Below are 23060 nucleotides of genomic sequence, written 5' to 3'. Positions count from 1 at the left end.
CCGGGCGGGCCGGGACCGGCGGTACCCTCTTGGCGCGACGACCGTCGGCGCGCGCCCGTAGCTCAGCGGATAGAGCAGGGGACTTCTAATCCCAAGGCCGCAGGTTCGAATCCTGCCGGGCGCACCTTCACCACCGCAGTTCAGCGGCTCGGTGCGCCCGGCCCCGCACTTCCCGGCCAGGGCAGACCTGCACGTAGGCGAGCTACAGGTTGTTGATTCGGGCCAGCAGCTCCGCCTCGGTCAGGTTTTCCAGGACCGCGTCCTGCTTGCGGCCCAGGACCGCCAGCAGCTTCTCCTTCTCCAGCTTCTTGGCCGCCGCCGCCTTCGCCGCCTGGTCCTCGGAGAGGCGTACGGCGATGACGTGCTTGACGACCTCCAACTTGGTTTCCAAGGTCGCCTTGGCCGGATTGGCCTCGGTGGCCACGAACGACTCGGTGTCGACGGCCTTGAGTTCGGCGTTGACCGCCTTGGCGACGTCGTCGAGGCTGAAGCCGGACTTGGCGGTCAGCGGAAGCTCCCACAACTGTTCCGTGGTCAGCAGTCCCTTGGCAGACGGATAGCGGAACTTCTCCCGCGTGGCCTTCTCAAAAATGGTCACGACGACCTCTCTCCGATTTCTGGGCAGGGAATCAGAACTGGATGCTGACGAGGCGGCGCCGGCCGCCGGTCATGGTCACCTTGGCGACCACGGAGTTGCGGACCGTGGAGCTGAAGCCGAGGCCGGAAAGCTGATCCGGAGACGGCTCGCACTTGGTGCGGTCGCCGAGAACCTCGAACACCTTGCGGTGCGGTTGCAGGTCGCCGCGGAGGAACTCGTTGTAGATCCCGCGCGTCGGCTGGTCGTTCACGCACCCCTTCAGGATGAAGAAGTAGTGCCGGTTGCCGACCTCGTTGTCGTCGAAGTAGTTCGGCGAGTACATGATCGTGGACACCGGTACGAACTGTTCGGTGGTGATGCCCCACAGCTCCTTGCCCGCACTGCCCGGCTGCACGTCCTTACCCGGCCGGAAAGCGGTGATCACACCGCCGGTGACCGTCATCCGCCCCACCTCGACGGTCTCCTTGTGGCCGACCGCGCGCTCGTGGCTGTAGTGTTCGATCTTCCCGTCGCTCTCGGTCTCGATCACGAAGCCGACCTGGGCGCTGTCCCGCTTGCGGTACTGGTTCACCTCGATCCGGTACTCCCCGTCGGGGACATGGTCGGTCCAGGTGACGTTCTCCACCGGCTCGCGGGAGAGCGGCCCGCTGGCGTTCATGTCAACGTCCAGCTTGTCGCGCTTCTCCTGGTACCAGATGTGATCGCCGTTTGGCTCGAACACGTGCAGGTCGAGGTCGTCGTGGTTGAACCAGGACAGGCTCACGCGCAGCTTGCCGGTGACGTTGCCGCCGGCCCGCTTGACCTTCTCCCTGATCGAGTCGGTGACGTTGCCGCCGTACGACCAGGCGAAATCGTTGTCCCACCTGAACAACCGCGGAGCAGTGGGGTGCCGGCCGGTCGTGAGGCTGACGAAGTGCGGCTCGTGGGTGTTGGCTACCCACAGGTCGATGGTGGCGGCGCCGGGCAGGATGTCCTTCATGAAGGAGACCACGGGAATCTCCTCCGGCTTCGCGTCACGAAGGCGCGCGCCTGTCGACTTCGTGGTGGCCGCCTGCATGAGCAGCCCTTCGATGCCGTCCTTCATCCGCGGCTGTGTGTCGTTGTCGACCCAGAGCACGTTGTTGACCGACACGTCGGACAGCCGGGCGAACCGTCGCTGCAACGACTCCTCGATGCCCAACTCGTCAATGGTCTTCATGGCGGCCTTGACCATGGCCGGGGTGATCAACGCCGTGGGGCGTTGATAGTTCTGCGGCGCCACCTTCGTCTCGAACGACCGGACCGCCTGCTCCAGGTCGACGCCCGCGGAGAGATCCTGGACGAGGGTGCCGATCACCGTGTTGCGAAGGCGTGCCGCCGGGTTCATGGCGTTGGCGAAGACGAAGGCCCGTCTGTCGGTCGCCTTCGTCCACTGGTTCTGCAGCGACCGGAACTCGGTCACCGCCCGGCGATGCTCCGTACCGCGGTAGAGGGCGTTGTCGTCGATGAGGTCGACGACGGTGTCCAGAGCGTTCCGGGTCAGCTCGGCCAGGCCGCGCTGGAGGACCTGCACCGCGGCGCCGAAGTTGCTCTGTGCCGCGCCGACGTCTTCGGCACGATGCCGATTCTCCACCCGGCCGTGCAGGTGGTGCCACACCTCGACCTGGCCGTCGCGCAGCGATCGGGTGGTCTTCGTGCCGTACTGCGCCTGGCTGGACCGGAAGACGGTGGACAACGGCAGCGAAAGAACGAACTCGTCCAGAGCGGCGGCGACGACGGAGAAGACCGGGTCGGAGGCCGAGACCCCGGACCAGACGGTACGGACCCGCCCGGCGTGGATCTCGACGACGTTGCCGAAGTGCTTGATGAAACGGCGGCAGGTCGAGCAGTCGTACTCGGCCCGCTCACGGAATCGTGGATTGGTGCCGGCGGGGAAGGATTCGAGGAAGGTGAGCCAGAGCGAGTCCCGGTCGAGGCCGTCGCCGACGACGTACAACTCGCCTTTGGACATGGTGGACAGACGCGAGGTCACGTCCGTCACGAACTGCTGGAAATCGCCCACCGTTCTCATCTCCCTTGATCGCCGGAGATCCTACGGAGCGAACGCCGATCGGGAGAACCGCGTTTCCGGCTGGGCGCCCGGTTCCTCGTCTCGGTGTGCTACCAAGAAGCCGGTTGCCTGCCGGCCCTGCGCGTACTGCGGTCGGAGCGCCTTGGCGAAGGGCTAGGGGTGCGCGGATGAGAGCGATGGTCTACGACCGGTACGGGCCGCCGGATGTGTTGCGGATCGAGGACGTCGCCAAGCCGTCTCCCACTGGGCAACAGGTGCTCGTCAAGGTCGCAGCGACGTCGGTCAACCTCAGCGATTGGGAGACCCTGCGCGGCTCGCCCGTGTATTCGCGCATCGGTGGGCTGCGCTCCCCGGCGCGCCGGACACTCGGTTCGGACATCGCAGGCCGGGTCGACGCGGTCGGCCCGGAGGTCACCCAATTCCGGCCAGGTGACGAAGTGTACGGCGACAACCTCATGCTCAAGGGCGGCTTCGCCGAGTACGCGATCGCTGAAGAGTCGGTTCTGGCCCGCAAGCCGGCCGCACTGACCTTTGCCGAGGCCTCAACGATCCCGCAGGCAGGGGCCATCGCATGGCAAGGGACTCAAGGCGCCGCAGCCGGGAAACGGGTCCTGATCAACGGTGCCGGCGGAGGATCGGGCTCATTCGCCGTTCAGATCGCCAAGCGGCTCGGCGCCGAGGTGACGGGTGTCGACAACGCCGGCAAGCTCGACTTCATGCGATCGGTCGGCGTGGACAAGGTGATCGACTACCGCAGCCAGGACTTCACCCGCAGCGGCCCGTACGACCTCATCCTCGACCTGGTGGCGCACCGGTCGGTGTTCGGCTACCGCCGGGCACTGGCCCCCGGCGGCCGTTACCGGTGCGTCGGCGGATCGGTCCCGACGCTGCTTCGCGTACTGACGATCGGTGCCGCGGCCGGCCGGCTCACCCACCGCCGCCTGGGTGTGCTCGCCGTCAAGGAAGGACCGGCGCATTTCGAACCGGTGGCCGACCTCTGCGCCACGGGTGACCTCACCGTCCACATCGACCGGTCCTTCACCCTTGACGAGGTGCCCGAGGCGTTGGCTCACGTCGGAGAGGGCCGGGCCCTCGGGAAAGTCGTCGTGACCGTCGCCTGACCCATCGGCCCGCAGAGATCCGCCGGCCACGTCGAGGCGGGGGAACAACTGACGTCGCTCGTCGCCGATCTTCGTGCCCACTTTCAGGGACTGGCGAGGTGACAGCCCTGCTCATCGGCACCGAGGTCCAGCATGAACGGGGAGCCGGGGCGCTCCGGCTGCCATCCCCGCTCAAGCGCCTGCTGGACGGCGCCTGCGACCACCGAGGGGAGCACCGGCGAGGCCGGGGCGCTCATCCAGTTGTCGGGTCGTGGTGATGCGAGTCGGACGACAAGGGTGGCGCAGTTAGCCAGATCCGCCCGCTCGACGGCGAAGCTCAGCGGCGACCAGGTCATGCCTTGGCTGTATGTCGGCTTCCGGCGGACGAGCCAGCGGTAGCGGTTGCCGTCGACGACGATGCGCCGGCTGCCTCGCTTGTTCAGCGCCACTGATCCTCCAGCCATGCCCGCGCGGGTGCAGCCAGCGCCCCCGAGCCCACGCCGGCCAGACGATCCTCCTGCACATCGCCCCAGAGCGCACACGTATTCCATCGACCCGCGCACGGAGCTGACGGGCCGCCTTGCGGCGCTAGTCGACCAGCCGGGCAACCAGCGCGGCGAGTAGGTCGGGGTGCTCATCGGTGACGAGATGGCCGGCGGCGGGAATGATGTCGGCGTCGGCATGGATCCGCTGTCGTGCTCCTGCACGCAGTCGGTGCGGGGGCAGGAACACGTCGTGGTGTCCGCTCGCGATCACGACCGGCGTCGGGTGAGCGGCCGCCGGTACGAGGTCGTCGGAACTCACCGGACGGGCGTTCCGGGCGACCAGCGTCATCCACTCCACCAGTTCGGCGCGGGGCCCTCGGCCGGGGGCAGACAGGATGCGTAGCAGCCGACGGCTCGAAGCAGCTCGTGGCCGCACCAGCCATGCGAGGAACGCCAGCAGGACGCGCGGTGTGATCCGGAGCCGGCACAACCCGGCTGGAGACACGGCGACCTTTCCCCGAATCCGGGGATGGTCCGCGGCGAGCGCGACAGCGCCGCCGAACGAATGCCCGAACACCACGACCGGCCCGGCGGTGGCCTTCTCGACGACCTCGCCCAGCCATGAGCCGTACCACGTGAGCCGGCCGCCGGCGGTGCCCGCTTCACCGGCGCTCAGCCCTGGCTGGCCCGGAATGTCGGCGGCGACCACCCGGTAGCGCTGAGCCAAGGCAGTGAGCAGCGGCAGGTAGGCGGCCGTGCTGAAGCGGTCACCAGCGACGAAGACGACCGTGACCGGGCCTTCGCCGACGGAGACGACGTGAGTGTCTTCGGCCTGGGCGCGGATCACGCGTCGATCGTGCTGGACCGGCCATGCGCTCAGCTGTTCCTCGCACCACTGGCGGATGCGGTCCCGGCCCGCAGCGGTTCGATAGATCGAGGCCACCGCTGCATCCTGCATCAAGCTGGTCGGAAGCGCCACGCGTACACCGCTGCCGGAGTCCATCCGCCCGGCCGGTGAGGCGCCGCGCTCCGGGGCCTACCGGCTGGGACGGATCCGGTGAAGTGCTCGCCGTACGGCCCGGACCACTCGCCCACGCCGACCGCCGACCCGACCGGCCGTTCCGGGCTCGTCCGGTCGGCGGTCGGCGCCCGCCCACTCCGCGTCGTTCCAGGTCGCGGGTACTGCACCGACCGGCTGGAACCGGATCTGCGGGTCGTTGCTCTGCACGAGACACATCAGGCGCCGGCCGAACAGGCCGGCCCGGCGGGAGTGACGTGCCATGGTGTCCAGCACGATCTCGGCGGACCTCGGGCAGTGCGTGGCGAACGTGTCGTAGCCGGTGAGCACGAGGGCGAGCCCGGTTGCCTCGGGCGGCCAGCCGTACTCCTGGCGCACCACGTCACGCATGCAGTCGTTGAGGGCGTCGAGGTTGTGCCCGTAGTAGCCGGGGAACCCGAGCACGGCCGCCACGTCCCGGTGCATGGCCTCCTCGGTCGTCCAGCCCGAGGCGTCCAGGTGGGTGACCTGGTAGCCGTGATCGCGCAACCACTCGGTCGTCCGGCCGAGGACCGCCATGCGCCAGAAGAGGGTCACCGGTGTGTTGCTCAGGAGGCGGAAGCCCACGTCTGCGCTGAGATCGGCCTCCGCGTCGAACGCGGCCACGACCGGGACGGTACAGCCAGGCCCGATCAGGCCGCCAGCGCCGCCAGCGCCCGGTCCATCGCGGCGTTGAACTCCTCCGGCTTCAGCGTCAGCCGGGACTTGACGTCGCGGCTCCACTGGTCGGCGAGGACCTCGGCGGAGCCCGTCTCGACGCCGTCGAGCGCCGCGTCGGCCAGATCCGACGGCGCGATCTTGTCGACGGGCCAGCCCGCTGACATGTCGGTGTCGGCCAGGCCGAGGTGTACCGCCGTCACCAGCGTGCCCTGCTCGGCGAGTTCCAGGCGTACGCCGTTCGTCATGGCCCAGGCGGCGGCCTTGGTCAGGTGGTACGCGCCGGCGCCCCTGGTCCCGAACCACGACATGGCGGAGAGGACGTTGACGATCGCGCCTCCGCCGTTGCGGGCCAGCGCCGGCGCGAACGCCCGGATCATGGTCAGGTGGCCGAGCACGTTGGTCTCCACCTCGTGCCGGACCGCCTCCAGCGAACCGCCCACCAGGTCGGTTCCGGTCTGGATGCCGGCGTTGTTGACGAGCAGCGTGACGTCCGGGGCGGCCTCGGCGACGGCGCGTACGGATGCGGCGGCGGTGATGTCGAGCGGCAGCACCTCGACGCCGGGCAGGTCGACGGTCTCCGGCCGGCGGGCGGTCGCGTAGACCTTGCGGGCGCCGCGTTCGAGCAGGCGCTGGGCGAAGGCGCGGCCCAGGCCGCGGTTGGCTCCGGTGACGAGGGCTACCGAGTTGGTGATGTCCATGCCCGGTACGCTAAAACCTGACGTTGACGTCAGAGGCAAGTGCTGAGCGCCCGAGCCGGGGTGAGAGGAGTCACCGTGCCCGAGCAGCTGATCCGCATCGGCGAAGTGGCGCGCGGCGCCGGTGTCTCGGTGCGCGCCGTGCGCTACTACGAGGAGCAAGGGCTTCTCGTCCCCGGGCGCAGCCCGTCCGGCCAGCGCCTCTACCGACCGGACACGGTCACGCTGGTCCGCTTCATCCAGCAGATGTACGCGGCCGGCCTCACCAGCAGCAGGATCGCGGAACTCCTGCCGTGCTGGGACTCCGGACACACCGACCCCGGGCAGCGCGCCATGCTGCGCGCCGAACGCGAGCGCATCCAGGCTAAGGTCGACGACCTCCGGGCCGCCCTGGAGCGCCTCGACGAGGTCATCGCGATCACCGACAACCACCCGTAGGCGGCGGCCGCGGGCCTAGAGCGGCTGCCGGCCCTCGGCCTCGCGGTGGGCGCGCAGCGCGCCGACGACCGCCAGCCCCACGCCGCCGAGTGCGACAGCCGTCTCCACGGCCGACGACACCTGCAGGGCGCCTCCCGCCGAAGCGCCCACGCTCACCATGATTCCCGGTTGCAGGAAGGCGTCCCCGGCCGGCTCGGCCAGGCTCCACCAGCTCGCCCACGTGGCGGCCAGGTTTGCGCAGATCCGCACGGCCACAAGCGACAGCAGGACCATCCCCGCCGGGAGAAGCCCGTGTCGGTCGCCCCGCCGTCCGGACCACGCGAGCGCCCCGGCGGTCACGAGCGCGGCGAGCAACGCCGGCCACACCGCCGCGAACAGGCCGGGCAGCGGTGGCTCGCCGGGCGTCAGCGCCACGCGCGCCACGCACCAGACGAGCACGGCCGCCGCCAGGGCCGTCGTCACCACACCCCGCCGCCGGCCGCGCCGACACGGCAGCGCCAAGCAGGAGTACGCCGAGAGCCAGGCCCCCGGCTGTCAGCCGCTGCCGGTCCATGCCGTCCTGCCAGCTCTCCAGCAGGTACGCCCGCGCGGCGGACTGTCCCCGTGCCGGCTCGCCCGCGTCCGCGGCCTGTTCCCCGTACCAGCGCAGGTTCGCCACCGTCACCAGGGCGAACAGCCCGGCACCGACGGCGACGCCCCATTTCACCCGGGGAGAACCGGAGGCGGTGAGCGCGTGGCCGCACAGCGCCGCCAGCGTGACCACTGCCCACAGAAGCGACGCCTCCCGCATGGCGAGCAGTGCCGCCCCGGCCGACAGCAGGCCGGCCACGACCGCGGCGACTCGCAGACCCGCCGACAAGCGCATGGCGCAGAGAGTGGCACAGGAATCCGGGCCGCGATGACCCGCCGGTTTCGTCGGTGGTCTCGGGCATGATCGCGTGCGCCGTCGGACGGCGGCGGTCGACGAGCGGGATCACCGGGAGGCAGCGTGGGCGCATCGGGCTGGAACTACTTCGTGGCGTATCAGCCGGATGCGCAGGCCGCGTTGGACGAACTGCGCCGGCAGGTCTTCGAGGCAGGCGACTACTGGTGGGCGGCGCCGGGCGAGTTCGGCGCGTCCGCCGCCGACTTCCCGGACCGTCCCCGCAGCGAGGAGGCGCTGTGGGCGGACGAGCGGGTGCAGGAGTCCGGCACGCACTCCATCCTGGACATGACGCGGGTGCTGGCCGACGGCGACGAGCCCGACTTCGGGACGTTCCAGCGGGTGACCGAGGCGGAGGTGCTCGCCCGCGCGGGCGTCGCCCGGCCGACGCGCGCTCACGTCGACGCGCTCGCGCCGCTGGCCGAGCAGCGTTGGTTCGGCCGGTACGCCGTGCTGCACGACGAGGCGGGTGCCCCGAACGAGATCTACTTCTGGGGGTTCTCCGGGGACTAGGCTCAGCGTGCCGTTCCGGCGAGCAGCCACCGCCGGACGGGCACCTCCAGCAGCACCCGGTCCCCGTCCGTCGTGACCGGCTGCCGGATGTCCCATCCCCCGTACTTGTCCGCGAACGCCGCGACGACCGCGGGCGGGAAGCCGGCGCGGTGCACGCGCGCCTCGCCTTCGGCGACGACCGGGTGGACGCCGTCCTCCAGGGCGAGCGAGACGCGGGGGTCGGCCGACACGTTGCGGGCCTTGACGCTGCGCCCCTCGCAGCCGATCCACCAGACGCCGTCGGCGTAGACGAACCACACGGGAGTGACGTGCGGTGAGCCGTCACGGCGCAGCGTGCAGAGCCAGACGTTGCGCTCGCGGGCGAGCCGGTCCTCGACGGCCGGCGGGAGCGGTGCGGTGGAAGGTGAGGTCATCCGACAAGTGGATCAGGCGCCGCGCGGAGGCGCGCGACCGGCTCACTCGCAGATCCGCCACTCCCCGTCCTCTTTGACCATCGGGAACGTCTGGTTCACGTTGGTGCCGACCGCCGGGGTGAAGCGAATGCTGGTCGACCCGCTCACCCGTCCGTTGTTGTTCGACACGTTGACCCCGGTGATGTCGTAGCCGGTGAACTCCGGCTGGGAGGACTGCTGCTGGGCGAAGTCGGCCTCGCTGACCCGGTCGCGTACGCGCGAGCAGAGCTGCCGGTACGCGGCGGGGTAGTCGCGGTCGACGATCGCCTCGGCGTAGGTCTTCGCCGTGGTTCGGGCCGGGCCGGTGGCTTCCTGCACGACCCGGAAGAGGAAGAAGCCGCCGAGCACACCGCCGGAGCAACAGATCGCCAGCACCACGCCGAGCACGATGAACAGGGTTCGCTTGGACTTCTTCGGCGGCACCATGGCCGGCTGGTATGCCATACCCCGCAGGGTAGGAAACGTGAGCAACCGCAGAATCGGATGCTTGCTTTACGCCGGAGCGAAACTCGTCAAGCACCAAGGGTGACCAGTACCGACAAACCGTGTTATTCTCCGGCGTCAATCTATGCCGCGCGGACCCGGCCGGGTCGCTGCCGGAAGGACATCTCCCCGATGCCGGTCGCTGCCGCCATGCCCCTGTCACGGCCCTCGCCGGCCCGCCCGGCGGGTGACGCGTTCGGCCTGATCTTCACCACCACGCCGGCGCTGTTGCGGCTCACCTGCGGCCTGGTCAGCGCGGTGGTCGCGCTGTCGGTGCGGACGCCGCCGGTGCGGGTGGCGTTGCTGATCCCCGCGGTCGTCGTGCTCACCGCCTGGTCGGTCTGGTACGCCTGGCGGGCGTTCCGGCACGGCATCGACGGCCCGCTGGTGACCGGCGACGTCGCGCTGACCACCGCCGCCGCGCTCGCCGTGCCGTGGCTGGTCGCGCCGGAGGTGCTGCCGGGCGAGGCGAGCTGGATCGCGGTGCTGGCCAGCTCGACAGTCATCAACGCGCAGGCCACCGCCCCGGCCCGCTGGTCGGTGCCGGCCGGGCTGCTGGTCACCGCCGCGTACGTCACCGGCGCCACGATGGCTGGCAACCCGGTCGAGGCCCGGGCGCACGCCGGCACGCTGCTGGTGCAGACGGGCAGCACGGCGGTGATGACCGCGGTGATGCGCCGCCGGATCGGCCGCGCCGACGCCGCGTTCGCCGACTTCCAGCGGTTGTCCCACGAGGCGGTGGTGGCGCGCGCCGCCCGCGAGGCCGAACGGCGACACAACCGCGACCTGCACGACACGGTGCTGGGCACGCTGACCATGGTCGGTCTCGGCGCGGTCCCCGACTCGACGACGCTGCGGGAGCGGTGCGCGCACGATCTGCGTACCCTCACCGCCCTGGCCGGCGCACGGTCCGCGAGCGCGGCCGACGAGGCCGACCTGGACGAACGGCTGCGCGAGGTGCTCGCCGGGATGCCCGGACCGGCGGTGACCGCGACGCTTGCGCCATGCCGGCTGCCGGCGGAGGTCGCCACGGCGCTCGCGGACAGCGCCGCCGCCGCGCTCGCGAACGTGGCGCGGCACGCGCCGGGCGCGGCCACCTCGCTGCGCCTGGCCCGCGAGGGCTCCGCCGTCGTGGTCGAGGTGGCCGACGACGGACCGGGCTTCGATCCCGCCACGGTCCCGGCCCACCGGTACGGGCTGCGCGAGTCGATCCACGGGCGGATGGCCACTGTGGGCGGACGTGCCGTGGTGACTTCTGCCCCTGGCGCGGGCACCCGGATTCGGCTGGAGTGGTCCGATGGCGACTGAGTCGGGCACGGCGGTGACCGCCGACTCCGTGCTGCGCCCACTGCCCCGGCCGCGGGTGGCGACGCGCCCGGCGCCGGCCACGGCCCCGCCGGAGGCGCACGCGGTAGCCGACGCGTCCGACGGGGGCGCTCGGGTCGCGGTGATCGTCATCGCGGCGGCCTGGCACCTGGGGGTCGCGCTGCCGGGGGTGTTGCGGGCGGGACAGGGCATGGCGGCGCCCACAGTGGTGGCGGTGGGCTGGCTGGTGACCGCGCTGGTCGGGGTCGGGGCCGGCGTACGGCTGCTGCGCGGCGGGCTGCCCCCGGCCCGGAGCCTGGCCGTGGCGCTGCTGGTGGTCGACGCGGCGGTCGTCGCGGGTGCCGGCGAGCGTTTCCTGTTCAGCACCGCCAACTGGGTGTGGGGCGGCCTGGCCTGGTTCTTCCTGCTGGCGCTCTGGCAGCGGCCGGTGCGCTGGCTGCTGGTCATGCTCACCGCGCACGGCGCGATCGCATTGACGGCTGTGGTGCTGTACGGCGCGACCGCGCCGGCCGATCTGAGCCGGGCCACGATGTACGTTTACGGCACCTCCACCCTGCCGGTGGCGGTCTTCGTCGGCGCGGCGGCGATCACCGCGCAGGCCCGCGACCGGGCGGCCACCGCGGCGGCGGCGCTGGCCGTGGCCGCGGAGCGGGAGGCGGCCGAGCGGGCCCGCACCGAGCGCCAGGAACGGCTGGCTTTGGTCAGTGGCACCGCCGAGGAGGTGCTGGCCGAGCTGGCGGCGGGCGACGCCGACCCGGCCGACCCGGCGGTGCGGCGGCGGGCGGTGCTGGCCGCCGCCCGGCTACGCCGGCTCATCGCCGAGTCGGACGACGTGCCCGACGCGCTGCTGCACGAGCTGCGCGCGGCGGCCGACCTGGCCGAGCGCAACGGGCTGCCGATCGATCTGGTGGCGGTCGGCACGCCACCGGAGCTGCCGGTGGAGATCCGGCGCGGGCTGGCCGACCCGCTGACGGCGGCGCTCTCCGCCGCCGAGGGCTGGGCCCGGCTGACGGTGGTGGCGGGACCGGACGAGGTGGTGGTCAGCCTGGTGACACCGGACCACGACGGCCCGGACGAGACAACGACCGGTGGCGGTGGGCCGGTGGAACACCTGCACGAGCGGGACGGGGAGATCAGATGGACGCAAACCCGCTGGCGGCGGACGTGAACGCCGGGTGGCCGATCGGGGTGGCGATCGTGGACGACCATCCGGTGGTGATCGACGGGGTGCGTGCCTGGCTGGCCGGCGAGCCGCGGTTGCGGGTGGTGGCCACCGGCGACGACCCGGACGAGGTGCTGCGGGCCGCGCCCGACGCCGAGGTGGTGCTGCTCGACCTGCGCCTGCACGGCCGGATGGTGCTGGACAAGCTGGCCGAGCTGAGCACTGCCGGGCGCCGGGTGGTGGTCTACTCCGAACACAGCGACCCGCCGACCATGCTGGCCGCGCTGGATGCGGGCGCGGTGGCGTTCCTGGCCAAGCACGAGGGACGCGAGCACTGTGTGGCGACCGTGCTGGCGGCGGCGCACGACCGGCCGTACGTTCCGCCCGCGCTGGCCGGCGCGATGGTCGGCGACGCCCGTCCGGATCGTCCGGCCCTGTCGGACAAGGAGCGTGAGGCGCTGCTGTTGTGGTTCCAGTCGATGTCGAAGGCGTCGGTGGCGCGCCGGATGCAGATCAGCGAGCACACAGTGAAGCAGTACGTCGACCGAGCGCGGATCAAGTACACCCGAGCGGGGCGTCCGGCCGCCACGAAGGCGGCTCTGCTCGCCCGGGCGATCGAGGACGGACTCGTCCGACCGGAAGATATCGGCATCTACCGGTCGCAGGCGTCGGCCGACCGGCCGACCCCCTAACAGGTGTCATGACAATCACCCTACGAATCCGGCAGGCTCCCTGATACCGCCAACCGTCACCGGGAGGTCGTACCGTGCCGGAGGACGCCGCACCATTCTTCGTCGGGCCGCATCGGTTCGACGCCGACGCCGACCCCACCCGTCCCGTGCTCGACCGGCGTTACGCGCTGGTGCCCGAGCCGGGTGAGCGCCTGCTCGGGCACCACCTGCTGCGGGTCGCCGGTCACCTGCTGGGTCCCACCGAGGACGCCCGCTGCTGGGCGCTGCCCACGCCGGCGACGATCACCGTGACCGACCGCCGCCTGGTGTACGTCTGCAGCGGCTCCGAGTTGTCAGTGGTCCCCGGGCGGGACAGCCGGACGGGTGCCCGGCACCGGCGCCCGGTCCGGCTGTCCCGCCTGGTCAGCGGTCAGATCCGCTGGCAGTGGCCGTCCCGGCTGGAACTGGCCGACCTCGGCGACGGCACGGCCGAGCTGCGCGTGGTCTGCGACGCCCTGCGTACCATCCGGCAGCCGGCGCTGGCACTGGGCGGCCCGGTCGGGCCGGTCGCCGGCCTGGCCCGGCAGGTACGCCGCTCGGTGGCCGGCTACCGCCTGGCCAACCCCGATCTGGTCGACCTCTCGCCGCCGGAGCGGGACGTGCTCGCCACCCGGGTCGCCGCCTCCCCCGGCCCGATGCTCGGCACGGTGACGCTGCCGGGCTCGCTGCCGGTGGAGTTCCTGTCCCGCGACGACTACTACCGTCCGCCGGTGGCCGAGGCGTCGCCGTGGGCACGGTCGGACGTCCCGGCCCGCGACCGGCCCGGCTCCGCCTGCTGACGCTCCCCCGTCGCAGGCGGAGTCAGGTCGCCGGCGGTGTCAGGAGGCGCTGCGGGTACGGCGCTCGGAGCGGTCCAGCTCGACGGCCTCCTCCGGGGTGGGCGCGCTGCCGCCCAGGTGGGCCGGCTGCCACCAGGTGTCGTCCGGGCCGGCCGGCTTGTCCGGGTACTCCCGCTGGGCCCGGTCGACCAGCGCCGACAGGCGGGTACGCAGGTCGGCGGTCATGACAGTGGCGTCCGGGTAGGCGGCCGGGTCCATCGGCTCGCCGACGATGATGGTGATCGGCGTGTGCCGGCGGGTGAGCGTGCGCGGGCGCCCCTTGGTCCACAGTCGCTGGGTGCCCCAGAGCGCCACCGGCAGCAGCGGCACGCCGGCCTCCTGCGACATCCGGGCCGCGCCGTTCTTGAGGTCCTTGACGGTGAAGGAGCGGCTGATCGTCGCCTCCGGGAAGACGCCGACCACCTCGCCGCGGCGCAGCGCGCCGACAGCGCTGGCGTACGAGCCGGCGCCCGCGGAGCGGTTGACCGGGATGTGCTTCATGCCGCGCATCAGCGGACCGGACACGCGGTGCCGGAAGACGCTGTCCTTGGCCATGAAGCGGACCAGCCGCTTGGCCGGGTGCGCGCCGTAGCCGCAGAAGATGAAGTCGAGGTAGCTCACGTGGTTGGACGCGAGCACGGCGCCGCCGGTGGGCGGCACGTGGTCGCTGCCCGACACGTCCAGGCGCAGGTCGAGGAGCCGGAACATCGTCTTGGCGGCGGTGATCACAGGTGGGTACACGAGTTCCGACATGGCGCAACTTTACCCCGAGTAGGTTACGCGACCGTAGGGCCGATCTGCCCTCGGCAGACCGGGGTCGCGTGCCGCCGCGTACGCGGCCACGATGGCGGCATGACCGAACGCGGCGTGCTGCTCTGGATCCACGGCGGAGGCTGGCGGGCCCGCGCCTCGGAGGACGGCGCCGCGCTCGCGTCGCTCGGACTGCGCGTGGTGGCCGCCACCTACCGCTTCTCGCACCAGGCGCGCTGGCCGGCCCAGCTCGACGACGTACGCGCCGCGGCACGGACCGCCCGGGCCGCGGCGGGCGGCCGGCCGCTGCTGGTGGGCGGCGACTCGGCGGGCGGCATGCTGGCCCTTCAGCTCGCCCTGCGCGGGGTGGACCGGCCCGGCGACGTGGCGGGCGTGCTCGCGTACTGGGCGCCCGTCGACCCGCTCGACCCGCAGCAGCGCCGCCGGCGCGCTCCCGGCGACGACCCGTGGACCGACCTGCTGGGCCACCCGCCGGCCGCGGGAGACCCGGCCACCACCGACGCGACAGTCGCCACCCATCTCGGCTCCGGCGTGCCGGTGCTGCTGGTCCAGGGCCGCGACGACGAGGCGGTGCCGGCCGCCCAGCCGGTCGAGCTGACCGCCCGGCTGCTCGCCGCCGGCCACCCGGCGCACCTGTGGCTCACCGACGGCGGTCACGCGCTCGACCTGGACCGGCCCGACCTGCGCGCGGTGGCCGCCGCGTTCCTGGACAGCGTCCTGCCCGCCGTCGCGGACGACTAGGTTCGAGGCATGCCCGACCTCGCCGCGATCGTCATCCACTGCCGCGACCCCTACCTGCTCGCGCCGTTCTGGAGCGCGGTCACCGGGCTGCCGGTGGTCGAGGCGGACCGGGTCAAGCTCGCCGAGGGCACGCTCGCCCCGGCCGAGGCGGTGCTGCTGCGCGACCCGCACGGCCGGCGGCCAGACCTGTGGATCAGCCCCGCCGCCGAGCTGCCGGCGCCCGGCCGGATCCACCTCGACCTGGTCGGCGACGCCGAGGAGCGGGCCGCCGTGCTGGAGGCGGGCGCGACAGTCGTACGCGAACTGCCGCGCTGGACCGTGCTGGCCGACCCGGAGGGCAACGAATTCTGCCTGCTGCCGCCGAACGAGGCGCACAGCGCGCCGCCGCCCGGGCACTGACTCAGTCGGCCGGCTCGTCGAGGTCGAGGCGGCCCCGGGCGAACGCGTCCAGCCGGCCCCAGCGGCCCGGGATGTCCAGCAACTCGATGCGTCCCATGCCCACCGGCAGGCGCGGATCCACCGCCAGGTGCCCCTCGTGCGGCTCCAGGCCCAGCATGGTGCGGATCAGCAACAGCGGGGCGCCGGTGGACCAGGCCTGCGGACTGCACGCGGTCGGGTACTCCACCGGGAACTTCGTCAGCTCCCGCTGGTAGCCCCCGAACGCCTCCGGCAGGCGGCCGTCGAAGTAGGTGGCCGCGTCGAGGATGCCGTTGGCCACGGTGGCCGCCTCCTCGTTGAAGCCGTACCGGCGCAGGCCCCACGCGACGAACGAGTTGTCGAACGGCCAGATCGTGCCGTTGTGGTAGCCGATCGGGTTGTAGCGGACCTCGCCCTCGGCCAGCGTCCGCACCCCCCAGCCGGACCAGAGCCGGGGCCCCACCAGATGCTCGGCGATCTGCGGCGCCCGTTCCTCGTCGACGATCCCGCTCCACAGCAGGTGGCCGATGTTGGAGCTGAGCACGTCGCACTGGCGCCCGTCCGGGTCCAGCGCGAGCGCGTAGAAGCCGCGATCGGCGACCCACCAGTCCTGGTTGAAGCGCCGCTTCAGCTCCGCGGCCTCGCGTTCGAGCTGATCGGCGTACGTGTGGTCGCCCCAGAACTCCCGGGCCAGGCGGGCGGCGCGCATCTTCGCGTCGTACGCGTACCCCTGCACCTCACAGGTGGCCCGGGGAAACGGCGGCAGCGTGCCGTCGGCGTACGAGATGGAGTCCCACGAGTCCTTCCAGCACTGGTTTTCCAGGCCGGTGTCGGTGTTGCGCCGCTCGTACCAGATGTAGCCGCTGCCGACCAGGTCGGCGTACTTGTCGATCCACTTCAGCGCGGCCCGGCACTCCACTTCCAGTTCCTTGACCAGCGCGCCGTCGCCGCTCCACCGCTCGTACTCGTCGAGCAGCACCAGGAACAGCGGGGTCGCGTCCACCGAGCCGTAGTACGGCGAGTGCGGCTGCTCCTCGAACGCGGCGGTCTCGCCGTAGCGCATCTCGTGCAGGATCCGGCCGGGGTCCTCGTCCCGGAAGTCGTCGAACCGGGTGCCCTGGAGCGCGGCGAGGATCCGCAGCGTGGTCTTCGACAGCTCCGGCGCGAACGGCAGCACCTGCAGACAGGTGAGGATGCTGTCGCGCCCGAACATCGTCATGAACCACGGCAGGCCGGCGGCCGGCAGCGTCTGCCCGCCGAGCGACAGCGGCGAGAAGCGCAGCGCCGCGAGGTCGACCAGGCTCCGCCGGTAGGTCGAGGCGAGCTCTTCGTGCTCGCTGTTCAGCTTCGGCGCCCGGCTGATCCACTCCTCCAGGTCCTGCTGGAGCGCGAGCCGCTCGACGCCGTGCGCGCGCAGCCCGATCCGCAGGTCCCGGCCGCCGGGGCCGATGGCGAACGTCTGCACGTCGATGACGGCGTCCCACTGCTCGTTGGGTTCCAGCCGCAGGCTCCAGGCGAAACCGCGCTTGTCGTAGCGGGCCGGCTGGTTGGCGGAGACGACTGTCTCGCGCCGGAAGTTGCCCCGCCGGTAGCCCAGGCGCAGCCGGTCCGGCTCGGCCTCGGCGTACAGCTCGCCCTTCTTGTTGAGGATCTCGTCCTTGATCTGGAAGAGGTCGGCGAAGTCGGAGCCGGCGTCCATCCGGATCTCCAGGTCGACGGCCTTCTCGTCGTGGTTGAGGATGGTCAGCGTCTCCCGGAAGCTGCCGCCCACCGCACGCTCCCGGATCACCGACAGCTTCGCGTCGATGTAGTGCGTGGCCATGCCGGGCACCAGGAAGAACCGGGCCTCGTAGTACTGCAGGTCGTCGTAGGACAGCGCGTTGAGCCGCTCGCCGTTGACGGTGAGCACCCACTTCGACAGGTAGCGCGTGTCGAGCGAGAAGAGACCCGTCGGCTCGTTCGGCGTGGCCTCGATGTCGCCGGTGTCCTCGCTGACCACGAAGGTGTTGCCGTCCAGGATGCGGACGGTGTTGGCCCCGGGCATCAGGCGTCCCTCCCACTGAACGTGTGACGTGGTCCCCGGGAATCCGGCGGACCGGGGAAGACCCGCTCGACCTGCAACACCAGCCGCAGGTCGCCGACGACCGTCATGTCGCCGCGCAGCAGCGCCGCGATGGCGTTCTCCTCGCCGCCGACCAGCTCGGCGAAGAGGCGGGGCTCGGTGCCGACCACGGTGTCCGCCTCGCCGTCCTCCTGCCGGACCCGCAGGTTGCCCCGGTCGATCTCCAGCAGCCAGTGCGTGGTGTGCGGGCCCTCGTGCAGGTCGAAGCGAAGCGTTCCGGATGTCTTGACCAACAAGGGCTCGAACCCCCGCCGGTCCAGGTCCTCGAAGAATCTTGTGGCCATGTCCACCATCCGGGCGACTCCTCCCGCTATCTGCGGTCTTCCGTCCGAGATGCGGTGTGCCCACCCGTTCCCCGGTCAACCTCGCCCGATCCGGGTGAGCGCGGCGGCGCGGGCGTGACGCGAGACGCCGGCCCCCGAACCGGGAGCCGGCGTCACCGCGTCGGACAGGTCAGTTGTTGGGGTCGTCGGCGCTGATGTCCGCGAGCACCGACTGGGGTTCCCGCTCGACCGCCAGGTCACCCATGGAGATCAGGCCGACCAGCCGGCCGTCGTCGACCACCGGGAGCCGGCGGACCGCGTACGTGCGCATCAGGTCGGCGGCGGCCACCACGTCGTCGTACTGGCTCACCGTCACCACGTCCTTGCTGGTGATCTGGTTGAGCCGGGTGGCGGTGGGGTCCATGTCCTCGGCCACGCCCCGCACCGTGATGTCCCGGTCCGTGACGATTCCGACCACGTCGCCGTCGTCGGTCACCACCACGTCGCCGATGGCGCTGTCGCGCATCTCCTGCGCCGCGGCGATGAGCGTGTCGTTGCCGTCCATCGTCACCAACCGGGTCGTCATGAACTCTCCGACCGTTGTCATGGTGCTCCCCTCTCGGTGTCGGCACGGCGGTCTACCCGCCGCCGGGGGCGGGGTAACGCTCACCGCCCGTGGCGCAGCCGACGGCGCAGGTCGTAGGAGCCGTTGCTGGACAACCCGTAGAAGATCGGCAGCAGCAGGAGCACCACGAGCGCCGCCGGTACGCTCAGCGCCACGCCCACCAGACCGGCGATCGCGTACGCGAGGACGCCGAGCAGGGCCCGGACACGTTCGGCCTCGAAGAAGCCGGCGCTGACGTGCGGCTCCAGCAGTTCCCGGTGCCGGCTCAGGTAGTGGTAGAGCCACAGCCAGGTGACCGAGAGGAGCACGCCGACCAGCGCATACGCGGACACCGCGACCCGCTCGTCGAAGGTGTCGCCCTCCTCGACCGCGCGGGAGACGAGGCCGGTCACGAACGGCAGCAGCGCCACGCTGAACAGCACACCGAGGTTCGCCCAGTGCAGACCCCGGTCGGTGCTGCGGACCCGGTGGAACGTCCCCTTGTGGTTCAGCCAGTTGACGGCCACGTACAGGTAGGACGTGACGTAGGCGAGGTACACCGGCCACTGGTCGAGCAGCTCGCGCAGCATCCCGCCCGGGGCCGTCTCGGGCACCCGCAGGTCGAGCACCAGCAGCGTGATGACGATGGCGAAGACCGCGTCGCTGAACCCGATGGCCCGGTTCGTGTCCGGGCGCGTCCCGTCAGCCGCGGCGTCCCCGGTGTCCCGTCCGGCCGTCATCGGCACCCCCGCCCTGCCGGCGCGGGGCGGCCGGCGACCTGGCGGGCATACCCGCTGCGCGGGCGTCCGTGCCGGGTGGCCCGGCACGGACGCCCGGCGGGTCAGCGCTCGGCGGCGACCAGCTCGGCGAGCTGCACGGCGTTCAGCGCCGCGCCCTTGCGCAGGTTGTCGTTCGCGCAGAACAGCGCGAGCCCGTGCTCGACGGTCTCGTCGGCGCGGATCCGCCCGACGTACGTCGGGTCCTGGCCGGCCGCCTCCAGCGGGGTGGGCACGTCGCGCAGCGCCACACCGGGCGCGCCGTCGAGCAGCTCGCGGGCCCGGGCCGGGTCGATCGGGCGGGCGAACCGGGCGTTGATCTGCAACGAGTGGCCGGTGAACACGGGCACCCGCACGCAGGTGCCGGAGACCTTCAGCCCGGGGATCTCCAGGATCTTGCGGCTCTCGTTGCGCAGCTTCTGCTCCTCGTCGGTCTCGAAGGAGCCGTCGTCGACGATCGAGCCGGCCAGCGGGAGCACGTTGAAGGCGATCGGGCGGGCGAACGAGCGCGGCGCCGGGAACTCGACGGACGAGCCGTCGAACGCGAGCCCGGTGGCGTCCTCGGCCACCTTGCGGACCTGCTCGTCCAGCTCCGCCACGCCGGCCAGGCCCGCGCCGGACACCGCCTGGTAGGTGGCGACCACCAGGCTGACCAGCTCGGCCTCGGCGTGCAGCGGGCGCAGCACCGGCATCGCGGCCATCGTGGTGCAGTTCGGGTTCGCCACGATGCCCTTCGGGCGGTCGGCGATCGCGTGCGGGTTGACCTCGGCGACCACCAGCGGCACCTGCGGGTCCATCCGGAACGCCGACGAGTTGTCGATCACCACGGCGCCGGTCTCGGCGACCCGGGGAGCCAGCTCCTTCGCGGTGGCTTTGCCCGCCGAGAAGAGCACGATGTCCAGGCCGCGGTAGTCCGCGGTGGCCGCGTCCTCCACGGTGACCTCGCCGTCGCGCCAGGGCAGCGTGCGCCCGGCCGACCGGGCCGAGGCGAACAGGCGCACCTGCTCCGCCGGGAACTCGCGCTCCGCCAGCACCTGCCGCATGACGCCACCGACCTGACCGGTGGCTCCCACAATGCCGATCCTCATGCCCGCGAGGCTACCCAGCCGGACGGCGACGATGGGAAACGTTTCCCACCGCGCGGATGCGGGGCGACGGGAATCACAGGCCCGTCGCCCCGCCGGGTCACGTGTGGTCGACCACCTCGCCGAGACCGCTGGCGACCAGCTCGTCCCGGATGACCGCCGCGTCCCCCTCGATCACCATGGTCAGCGACTCGGGGTGCAGGTACGTCGCCGCAGCGGCGGAGACGTCCTCGACTGTCGCCGCGAGCAGTTGCTCCCGCAGCCGCGCGTGGTAGTCGTCCGGCAGGTCGTGCACGACCAGCGTGGTCAGGGCCGCGGCGATCGCCCGCGGGCTCTGCAACTCGACCGAGAGCTGCCCGGCCCGCCAGGAACGCGCCACCTCCAGTTCCTCCTCGGTCACCCCGGTCAGCTGGGTACGCGAGATCTCGCCCACCGACTCGACGAGCGCCGGCGCGGTCACCGCGGTCTGCACGCCGGAGCTGACCGCGAACCGCCCGAAGCGCCGGGACGAGGCGAAGTCGCCCCGGATCCCGTACGTGTAGCCGCGTACCTCGCGGATCAGGTGGTTGAGCCGGGACGTGAACGCGCCGCCCAGCACGGTGCCGGCGAGCGTCATCGGCACGTGGTCCGGGTGGGCGCGGTGCGGGGACGGGTGACCGAGCCGCAGCGTGGACTGCACCGAGCCGGGCCGGTCCACCAGGATGATCCGGCGCTGCCCGGCCAGCGGCACGTCGATCGGGCCGCCGCGTTCCACCGGGCCCCCGCCGGCGCCCGCGAACGCGGTGGCGGCGAGCGCGTCCAGGTCGATCCGTTCCAGGTCACCGGCGACGACGAGCGTGCCGGGGCGGATGAACCACTCGGAGTGGAAGACCGTGACGTCGTCCACCTCCAGCGCGGCCACGCTGCCCGGGTCGCCGTAGAGCGGGCGGCCCCACCGGTGCTGCGCGCCGAACAGCTCGGCCCGCAGCACCGCGTCGGCGCGCGGGCCGGGATTGGCCCAGTCCATCCGCAGTGCGGTCGCCTCGTCGTCGCGTACGCGCAGCACGTCGGCCGGGTCGAGCCGGGGCGTCCGGACCGCCTCGGCCAGCAGCTCCACGGCGGCGGTCAGCCGGTCCACCGGCACCTGCACGCTCACCTGGAACGAGTCCCAGTCGAGCCCGGTCGCCAGCTCGGTGCCGAGCGCCTCGATGGCCAGCGCGTACGCGGTGGCGTCCCGCTGCGCGGTGCCCTCCTCCAGCGCCTTGGCCAGCACCGCGCCGAGCCCTTCCTTGCCGACCGGCTCCCGGCCCGCGCCGCCGTCGAGCAGCAGCAACGCGACGGCGAGGTTCTGCCCGGGCAGGTGCGCGGCGACCACCTGGCCGCCGGCCGCCGTCCGCCGGACCACCTGCGGGAACCGGTACGCGCGGGCGGCGCCGGGGCCGGGGCGGGTGGCGATCAGCGACATCACTTCTCCTCGGGCAGGTAGGTCAGGATCACCCGGTCGGCGGCGCCGAGCAGCTCGGCGGCCTGCTCGGCGATCTGCTCCGCGGTCACCGCGAGCCAGGCCGGCAGCCGGTCGGCCGCGCGGGCCGGGTCGCCGAACTGGGTGGCGTAGCGGCCGAGCGTGTCCGCCCGCCCGTCCACGGTGGACATCTGCCGCCACCACATGGTGCTCAGCAGCGCCTTGGCCCGGTCCAGCTCGGCGGCGGTCACCGGCACCGAGGCCAGCTCGTCGACCACCTGGGCGAGCCCGTCGCGCAGCCGCTCGGCGCTCACCCCGGGGCGGGCCGTGGCGGTGGCGATCAGCGGGGCGGGCGCGTGCGCCAGATCCACCCCGTACGCGCCGACCAGGTCCGGCTGGGCGATCCGCTCACCGTCGGCGAGCCGCTGGTAGAGGCGGCTGCCCCGGCCGCTGCCGAGCACCGTCGCCAGCACCGTGGTCACGTCGTACCCCTCGGTGCCGAACGGGTGGGTGCGGTGCGCGACGTAGACGCGGGGGGCGGGCACGTCGGCGGTGACCGTCTCCACCGCCGGGCGGCCGGTGGCCGGCACGGCGCGGCCGTCCGGCGCGGACGGGATGTCGGCGCGCGCGGCGAGGCCACCGAAGTACTTGTCGGCGAGCGCGAACACCTCGGCGGCGGTGGTGTCGCCGACCACCGTGAGGACGGCGTTGTTCGGCGCGTAGTACGTGCTGTGGAACTCCTGGAAGGTGGCCAGGTCGGCGGCGTTCAGGTCGGCCATCGACCCGATCGTCGCGTGGTGGTACGGGTGCCCCGGCGGGTAGAGCAGCGGCAGCAGCCGAAGCCAGGCGTCGCCGTACGGCACGTTCTCGTACCGCTGCCGCCGTTCGTTCTTCACCACGTCACGCTGGTTGTCGAGCGTGTCCTGGGTCAGCGCCGGCACCAGCCCGCCCATCCGGTCGGCCTCCAGCCACAGCGCCAGCTCCAAGTGCTCGGCCGGGACCGTCTCGAAGTAGTTGGTCCGGTCCGGGTTGGTGGTCGCGTTGAGCGAGCCGCCCGCGCCCTGGATGAGCTTCATGTGCTCGGTCTTCGCCACGTTCACCGAACCCTCGAACATGAGGTGCTCGAAGAGGTGGGCGAAGCCGGTCTGTCCCGCCGGCTCGTGGCGGGAGCCCACGTCGTACCAGAGGTTGACCGCCACGGCCGGGGCGGTGCGGTCCTCGCTCACCACCACGCGCAGGCCGTTGTCCAGTCGGGTCGTCTCGATCGGCCAGGGGAAACCGCTGTCGGGCATGGCACCGACGCTATCCGATCTCGGAGGCGGAAAGGTGACACGCGCGCCGGAGCATCGT

At 72.1% G+C, this 23060-nt stretch carries 25 protein-coding genes, 1 tRNA gene and 1 pseudogene; 10 read left to right on the top strand and 17 right to left on the bottom strand.

From position 1 onward, the window contains the following. Positions 1–51: 51 nt before the first annotated feature. Positions 52–124 (top strand) — tRNA-Arg (locus ACSDG8_RS23550). Between the two features lie 78 nt (positions 125–202). On the opposite strand, the gene ACSDG8_RS23545 is transcribed toward ACSDG8_RS23550, so the two are convergent. Together ACSDG8_RS23545 and ACSDG8_RS23540 are read right to left on the bottom strand one after the other, a co-directional pair. Continuing rightward, positions 203–598, bottom strand: coding sequence for a hypothetical protein (locus tag ACSDG8_RS23545; RefSeq protein WP_210898530.1), 396 nt, complete (start codon positions 596–598; stop codon positions 203–205). A 31-nt stretch (positions 599–629) separates the two neighbouring features. Next, on the bottom strand, positions 630–2639 hold the full coding sequence (locus tag ACSDG8_RS23540; protein WP_210898528.1) for a hypothetical protein: 2010 nt from the start codon (positions 2637–2639) through the stop codon (positions 630–632). 185 nt (positions 2640–2824) lie between these two features. On the opposite strand from ACSDG8_RS23540, the gene ACSDG8_RS23535 reads away from it, so the two are divergent. Then, complete coding sequence (locus tag ACSDG8_RS23535; RefSeq protein WP_247679420.1) at positions 2825–3769, top strand: NAD(P)-dependent alcohol dehydrogenase; 945 nt, start codon at positions 2825–2827, stop codon at positions 3767–3769. A gap of 83 nt (positions 3770–3852) precedes the next feature. Here the strand turns inward: ACSDG8_RS23535 and ACSDG8_RS23530 are convergent, their stop codons facing one another. The 4 genes and pseudogenes from ACSDG8_RS23530 to ACSDG8_RS23515 form a co-directional block, all read right to left on the bottom strand. Beyond that, positions 3853–4197 (bottom strand): hypothetical protein, encoded by a 345-nt coding sequence (locus tag ACSDG8_RS23530; RefSeq protein ID WP_210898524.1) that lies wholly within the window; start codon positions 4195–4197, stop codon positions 3853–3855. Between the two features lie 139 nt (positions 4198–4336). After that, a complete protein-coding gene (locus ACSDG8_RS23525) occupies positions 4337–5212 on the bottom strand; it encodes an alpha/beta fold hydrolase (protein WP_210943002.1) in 876 nt (291 codons plus the stop codon). A 144-nt stretch (positions 5213–5356) separates the two neighbouring features. Then, positions 5357–5896, bottom strand: a pseudogene (locus ACSDG8_RS23520) (barstar family protein); the annotation flags it as partial. 26 nt (positions 5897–5922) lie between these two features. Next, positions 5923–6648, bottom strand: coding sequence for an SDR family oxidoreductase (locus ACSDG8_RS23515; RefSeq protein ID WP_210898515.1), 726 nt, complete (start codon positions 6646–6648; stop codon positions 5923–5925). 75 nt (positions 6649–6723) lie between these two features. Between ACSDG8_RS23515 and ACSDG8_RS23510 the strand changes: the two genes are divergently transcribed. Then, a complete protein-coding gene (locus ACSDG8_RS23510) occupies positions 6724–7083 on the top strand; it encodes a MerR family transcriptional regulator (protein ID WP_210898513.1) in 360 nt (119 codons plus the stop codon). A gap of 15 nt (positions 7084–7098) precedes the next feature. Here ACSDG8_RS23510 and ACSDG8_RS23505 read toward each other — a convergent pair whose 3' ends face one another. Next, positions 7099–7545, bottom strand: coding sequence for a hypothetical protein (locus ACSDG8_RS23505; protein ID WP_247679419.1), 447 nt, complete (start codon positions 7543–7545; stop codon positions 7099–7101). A gap of 526 nt (positions 7546–8071) precedes the next feature. Between ACSDG8_RS23505 and ACSDG8_RS23500 the strand changes: the two genes are divergently transcribed. Beyond that, positions 8072–8518 (top strand): hypothetical protein, encoded by a 447-nt coding sequence (locus tag ACSDG8_RS23500; protein ID WP_210898509.1) that lies wholly within the window; start codon positions 8072–8074, stop codon positions 8516–8518. A 2-nt stretch (positions 8519–8520) separates the two neighbouring features. Here the strand turns inward: ACSDG8_RS23500 and ACSDG8_RS23495 are convergent, their stop codons facing one another. Together ACSDG8_RS23495 and ACSDG8_RS23490 are read right to left on the bottom strand one after the other, a co-directional pair. Then, positions 8521–8931 (bottom strand): pyridoxamine 5'-phosphate oxidase family protein, encoded by a 411-nt coding sequence (locus ACSDG8_RS23495; RefSeq protein WP_210898508.1) that lies wholly within the window; start codon positions 8929–8931, stop codon positions 8521–8523. A gap of 42 nt (positions 8932–8973) precedes the next feature. Further along, a complete protein-coding gene (locus ACSDG8_RS23490) occupies positions 8974–9414 on the bottom strand; it encodes an Rv0361 family membrane protein (protein ID WP_210898507.1) in 441 nt (146 codons plus the stop codon). Between the two features lie 171 nt (positions 9415–9585). On the opposite strand from ACSDG8_RS23490, the gene ACSDG8_RS23485 reads away from it, so the two are divergent. From ACSDG8_RS23485 to ACSDG8_RS23470, 4 genes are all read left to right on the top strand, one after another. Beyond that, positions 9586–10761, top strand: a complete 1176-nt coding sequence (locus tag ACSDG8_RS23485) for a sensor histidine kinase (RefSeq protein ID WP_210898505.1) — start codon at positions 9586–9588, stop codon at positions 10759–10761. Further along, the gene (locus tag ACSDG8_RS23480; protein ID WP_247679417.1) at positions 10751–11947 is read left to right on the top strand and encodes a hypothetical protein; all 1197 of its coding nucleotides are present in this window, start codon (positions 10751–10753) and stop codon (positions 11945–11947) included. Before ACSDG8_RS23485 ends, ACSDG8_RS23480 begins: the two co-directional genes overlap by 11 nt. After that, a complete protein-coding gene (locus tag ACSDG8_RS23475; protein ID WP_210898503.1) occupies positions 11917–12633 on the top strand; it encodes a response regulator transcription factor in 717 nt (238 codons plus the stop codon). The genes ACSDG8_RS23480 and ACSDG8_RS23475 overlap by 31 nt, the downstream gene beginning before the upstream one ends. Positions 12634–12707: 74 nt before the next feature. Further along, on the top strand, positions 12708–13451 hold the full coding sequence (locus ACSDG8_RS23470; RefSeq protein ID WP_210898500.1) for a hypothetical protein: 744 nt from the start codon (positions 12708–12710) through the stop codon (positions 13449–13451). A 39-nt stretch (positions 13452–13490) separates the two neighbouring features. Here the strand turns inward: ACSDG8_RS23470 and ACSDG8_RS23465 are convergent, their stop codons facing one another. Beyond that, complete coding sequence (locus ACSDG8_RS23465; RefSeq protein WP_210898498.1) at positions 13491–14243, bottom strand: lysophospholipid acyltransferase family protein; 753 nt, start codon at positions 14241–14243, stop codon at positions 13491–13493. A 99-nt stretch (positions 14244–14342) separates the two neighbouring features. Here ACSDG8_RS23465 and ACSDG8_RS23460 point away from each other — a divergent pair, with 99 nt between their 5' ends. Beyond that, on the top strand, positions 14343–15002 hold the full coding sequence (locus ACSDG8_RS23460) for an alpha/beta hydrolase (protein ID WP_210898497.1): 660 nt from the start codon (positions 14343–14345) through the stop codon (positions 15000–15002). Between the two features lie 9 nt (positions 15003–15011). Next, positions 15012–15401 (top strand): VOC family protein, encoded by a 390-nt coding sequence (locus tag ACSDG8_RS23455; protein WP_210898494.1) that lies wholly within the window; start codon positions 15012–15014, stop codon positions 15399–15401. 1 nt (position 15402) lies between these two features. On the opposite strand, the gene ACSDG8_RS23450 is transcribed toward ACSDG8_RS23455, so the two are convergent. The 7 genes from ACSDG8_RS23450 to ACSDG8_RS23420 form a co-directional block, all read right to left on the bottom strand. Then, positions 15403–17463: an amylo-alpha-1,6-glucosidase gene (locus ACSDG8_RS23450; protein ID WP_210898493.1), complete on the bottom strand. Its 2061-nt coding sequence runs from the start codon at positions 17461–17463 to the stop codon at positions 15403–15405. Beyond that, positions 17463–17834, bottom strand: coding sequence for an SCP2 sterol-binding domain-containing protein (locus ACSDG8_RS23445; protein ID WP_210898492.1), 372 nt, complete (start codon positions 17832–17834; stop codon positions 17463–17465). The genes ACSDG8_RS23450 and ACSDG8_RS23445 overlap by 1 nt, the downstream gene beginning before the upstream one ends. Before the next feature lie 160 nt (positions 17835–17994). After that, a complete protein-coding gene (locus ACSDG8_RS23440) occupies positions 17995–18411 on the bottom strand; it encodes a CBS domain-containing protein (protein ID WP_210898490.1) in 417 nt (138 codons plus the stop codon). Between the two features lie 59 nt (positions 18412–18470). Continuing rightward, positions 18471–19148, bottom strand: a complete 678-nt coding sequence (locus ACSDG8_RS23435) for a TMEM175 family protein (protein WP_210898488.1) — start codon at positions 19146–19148, stop codon at positions 18471–18473. A 101-nt stretch (positions 19149–19249) separates the two neighbouring features. Further along, a complete protein-coding gene (locus ACSDG8_RS23430) occupies positions 19250–20272 on the bottom strand; it encodes an aspartate-semialdehyde dehydrogenase (protein WP_210898487.1) in 1023 nt (340 codons plus the stop codon). Positions 20273–20369: 97 nt separating this feature from the next. Further along, positions 20370–21713: a M16 family metallopeptidase gene (locus ACSDG8_RS23425; protein WP_210898486.1), complete on the bottom strand. Its 1344-nt coding sequence runs from the start codon at positions 21711–21713 to the stop codon at positions 20370–20372. Continuing rightward, positions 21713–23002 carry a M16 family metallopeptidase gene (locus ACSDG8_RS23420; protein ID WP_210898484.1) on the bottom strand — a complete coding sequence of 430 codons (1290 nt, stop codon included), beginning with the start codon at positions 23000–23002 and terminating at the stop codon, positions 21713–21715. Before ACSDG8_RS23420 ends, ACSDG8_RS23425 begins: the two co-directional genes overlap by 1 nt. Positions 23003–23060 lie beyond the last annotated feature (58 nt).

Source organism: Micromonospora sp. LA-10 (assembly GCF_051853095.1).
In the GTDB taxonomy this organism is placed as follows: Bacteria; Actinomycetota; Actinomycetes; order Mycobacteriales; family Micromonosporaceae; genus Micromonospora; species Micromonospora echinospora_A.
The sequence above is the reverse complement of the archived record's forward strand: the minus strand, read 5'-3'. Positions and strand labels throughout refer to the sequence as shown.

Coding starts and splice junctions, on each gene's coding strand:
- ACSDG8_RS23535 (WP_247679420.1), top strand. CDS start 2,825: ATGGTCTACGACCGGTACGGGCCGCCGGATGTGTTGCGGATCGAGGAC.
- ACSDG8_RS23515 (WP_210898515.1), bottom strand. CDS start 6,648: ATGGACATCACCAACTCGGTAGCCCTCGTCACCGGAGCCAACCGCGGC.
- ACSDG8_RS23495 (WP_210898508.1), bottom strand. CDS start 8,931: ATGACCTCACCTTCCACCGCACCGCTCCCGCCGGCCGTCGAGGACCGG.
- ACSDG8_RS23490 (WP_210898507.1), bottom strand. CDS start 9,414: ATGGCATACCAGCCGGCCATGGTGCCGCCGAAGAAGTCCAAGCGAACC.
- ACSDG8_RS23485 (WP_210898505.1), top strand. CDS start 9,586: ATGCCGGTCGCTGCCGCCATGCCCCTGTCACGGCCCTCGCCGGCCCGC.
- ACSDG8_RS23480 (WP_247679417.1), top strand. CDS start 10,751: ATGGCGACTGAGTCGGGCACGGCGGTGACCGCCGACTCCGTGCTGCGC.
- ACSDG8_RS23475 (WP_210898503.1), top strand. CDS start 11,917: ATGGACGCAAACCCGCTGGCGGCGGACGTGAACGCCGGGTGGCCGATC.
- ACSDG8_RS23465 (WP_210898498.1), bottom strand. CDS start 14,243: ATGTCGGAACTCGTGTACCCACCTGTGATCACCGCCGCCAAGACGATG.
- ACSDG8_RS23460 (WP_210898497.1), top strand. CDS start 14,343: ATGACCGAACGCGGCGTGCTGCTCTGGATCCACGGCGGAGGCTGGCGG.
- ACSDG8_RS23455 (WP_210898494.1), top strand. CDS start 15,012: ATGCCCGACCTCGCCGCGATCGTCATCCACTGCCGCGACCCCTACCTG.
- ACSDG8_RS23450 (WP_210898493.1), bottom strand. CDS start 17,463: ATGCCCGGGGCCAACACCGTCCGCATCCTGGACGGCAACACCTTCGTG.
- ACSDG8_RS23445 (WP_210898492.1), bottom strand. CDS start 17,834: ATGGTGGACATGGCCACAAGATTCTTCGAGGACCTGGACCGGCGGGGG.
- ACSDG8_RS23440 (WP_210898490.1), bottom strand. CDS start 18,411: ATGACAACGGTCGGAGAGTTCATGACGACCCGGTTGGTGACGATGGAC.
- ACSDG8_RS23435 (WP_210898488.1), bottom strand. CDS start 19,148: ATGACGGCCGGACGGGACACCGGGGACGCCGCGGCTGACGGGACGCGC.
- ACSDG8_RS23430 (WP_210898487.1), bottom strand. CDS start 20,272: ATGAGGATCGGCATTGTGGGAGCCACCGGTCAGGTCGGTGGCGTCATG.
- ACSDG8_RS23425 (WP_210898486.1), bottom strand. CDS start 21,713: ATGTCGCTGATCGCCACCCGCCCCGGCCCCGGCGCCGCCCGCGCGTAC.
- ACSDG8_RS23420 (WP_210898484.1), bottom strand. CDS start 23,002: ATGCCCGACAGCGGTTTCCCCTGGCCGATCGAGACGACCCGACTGGAC.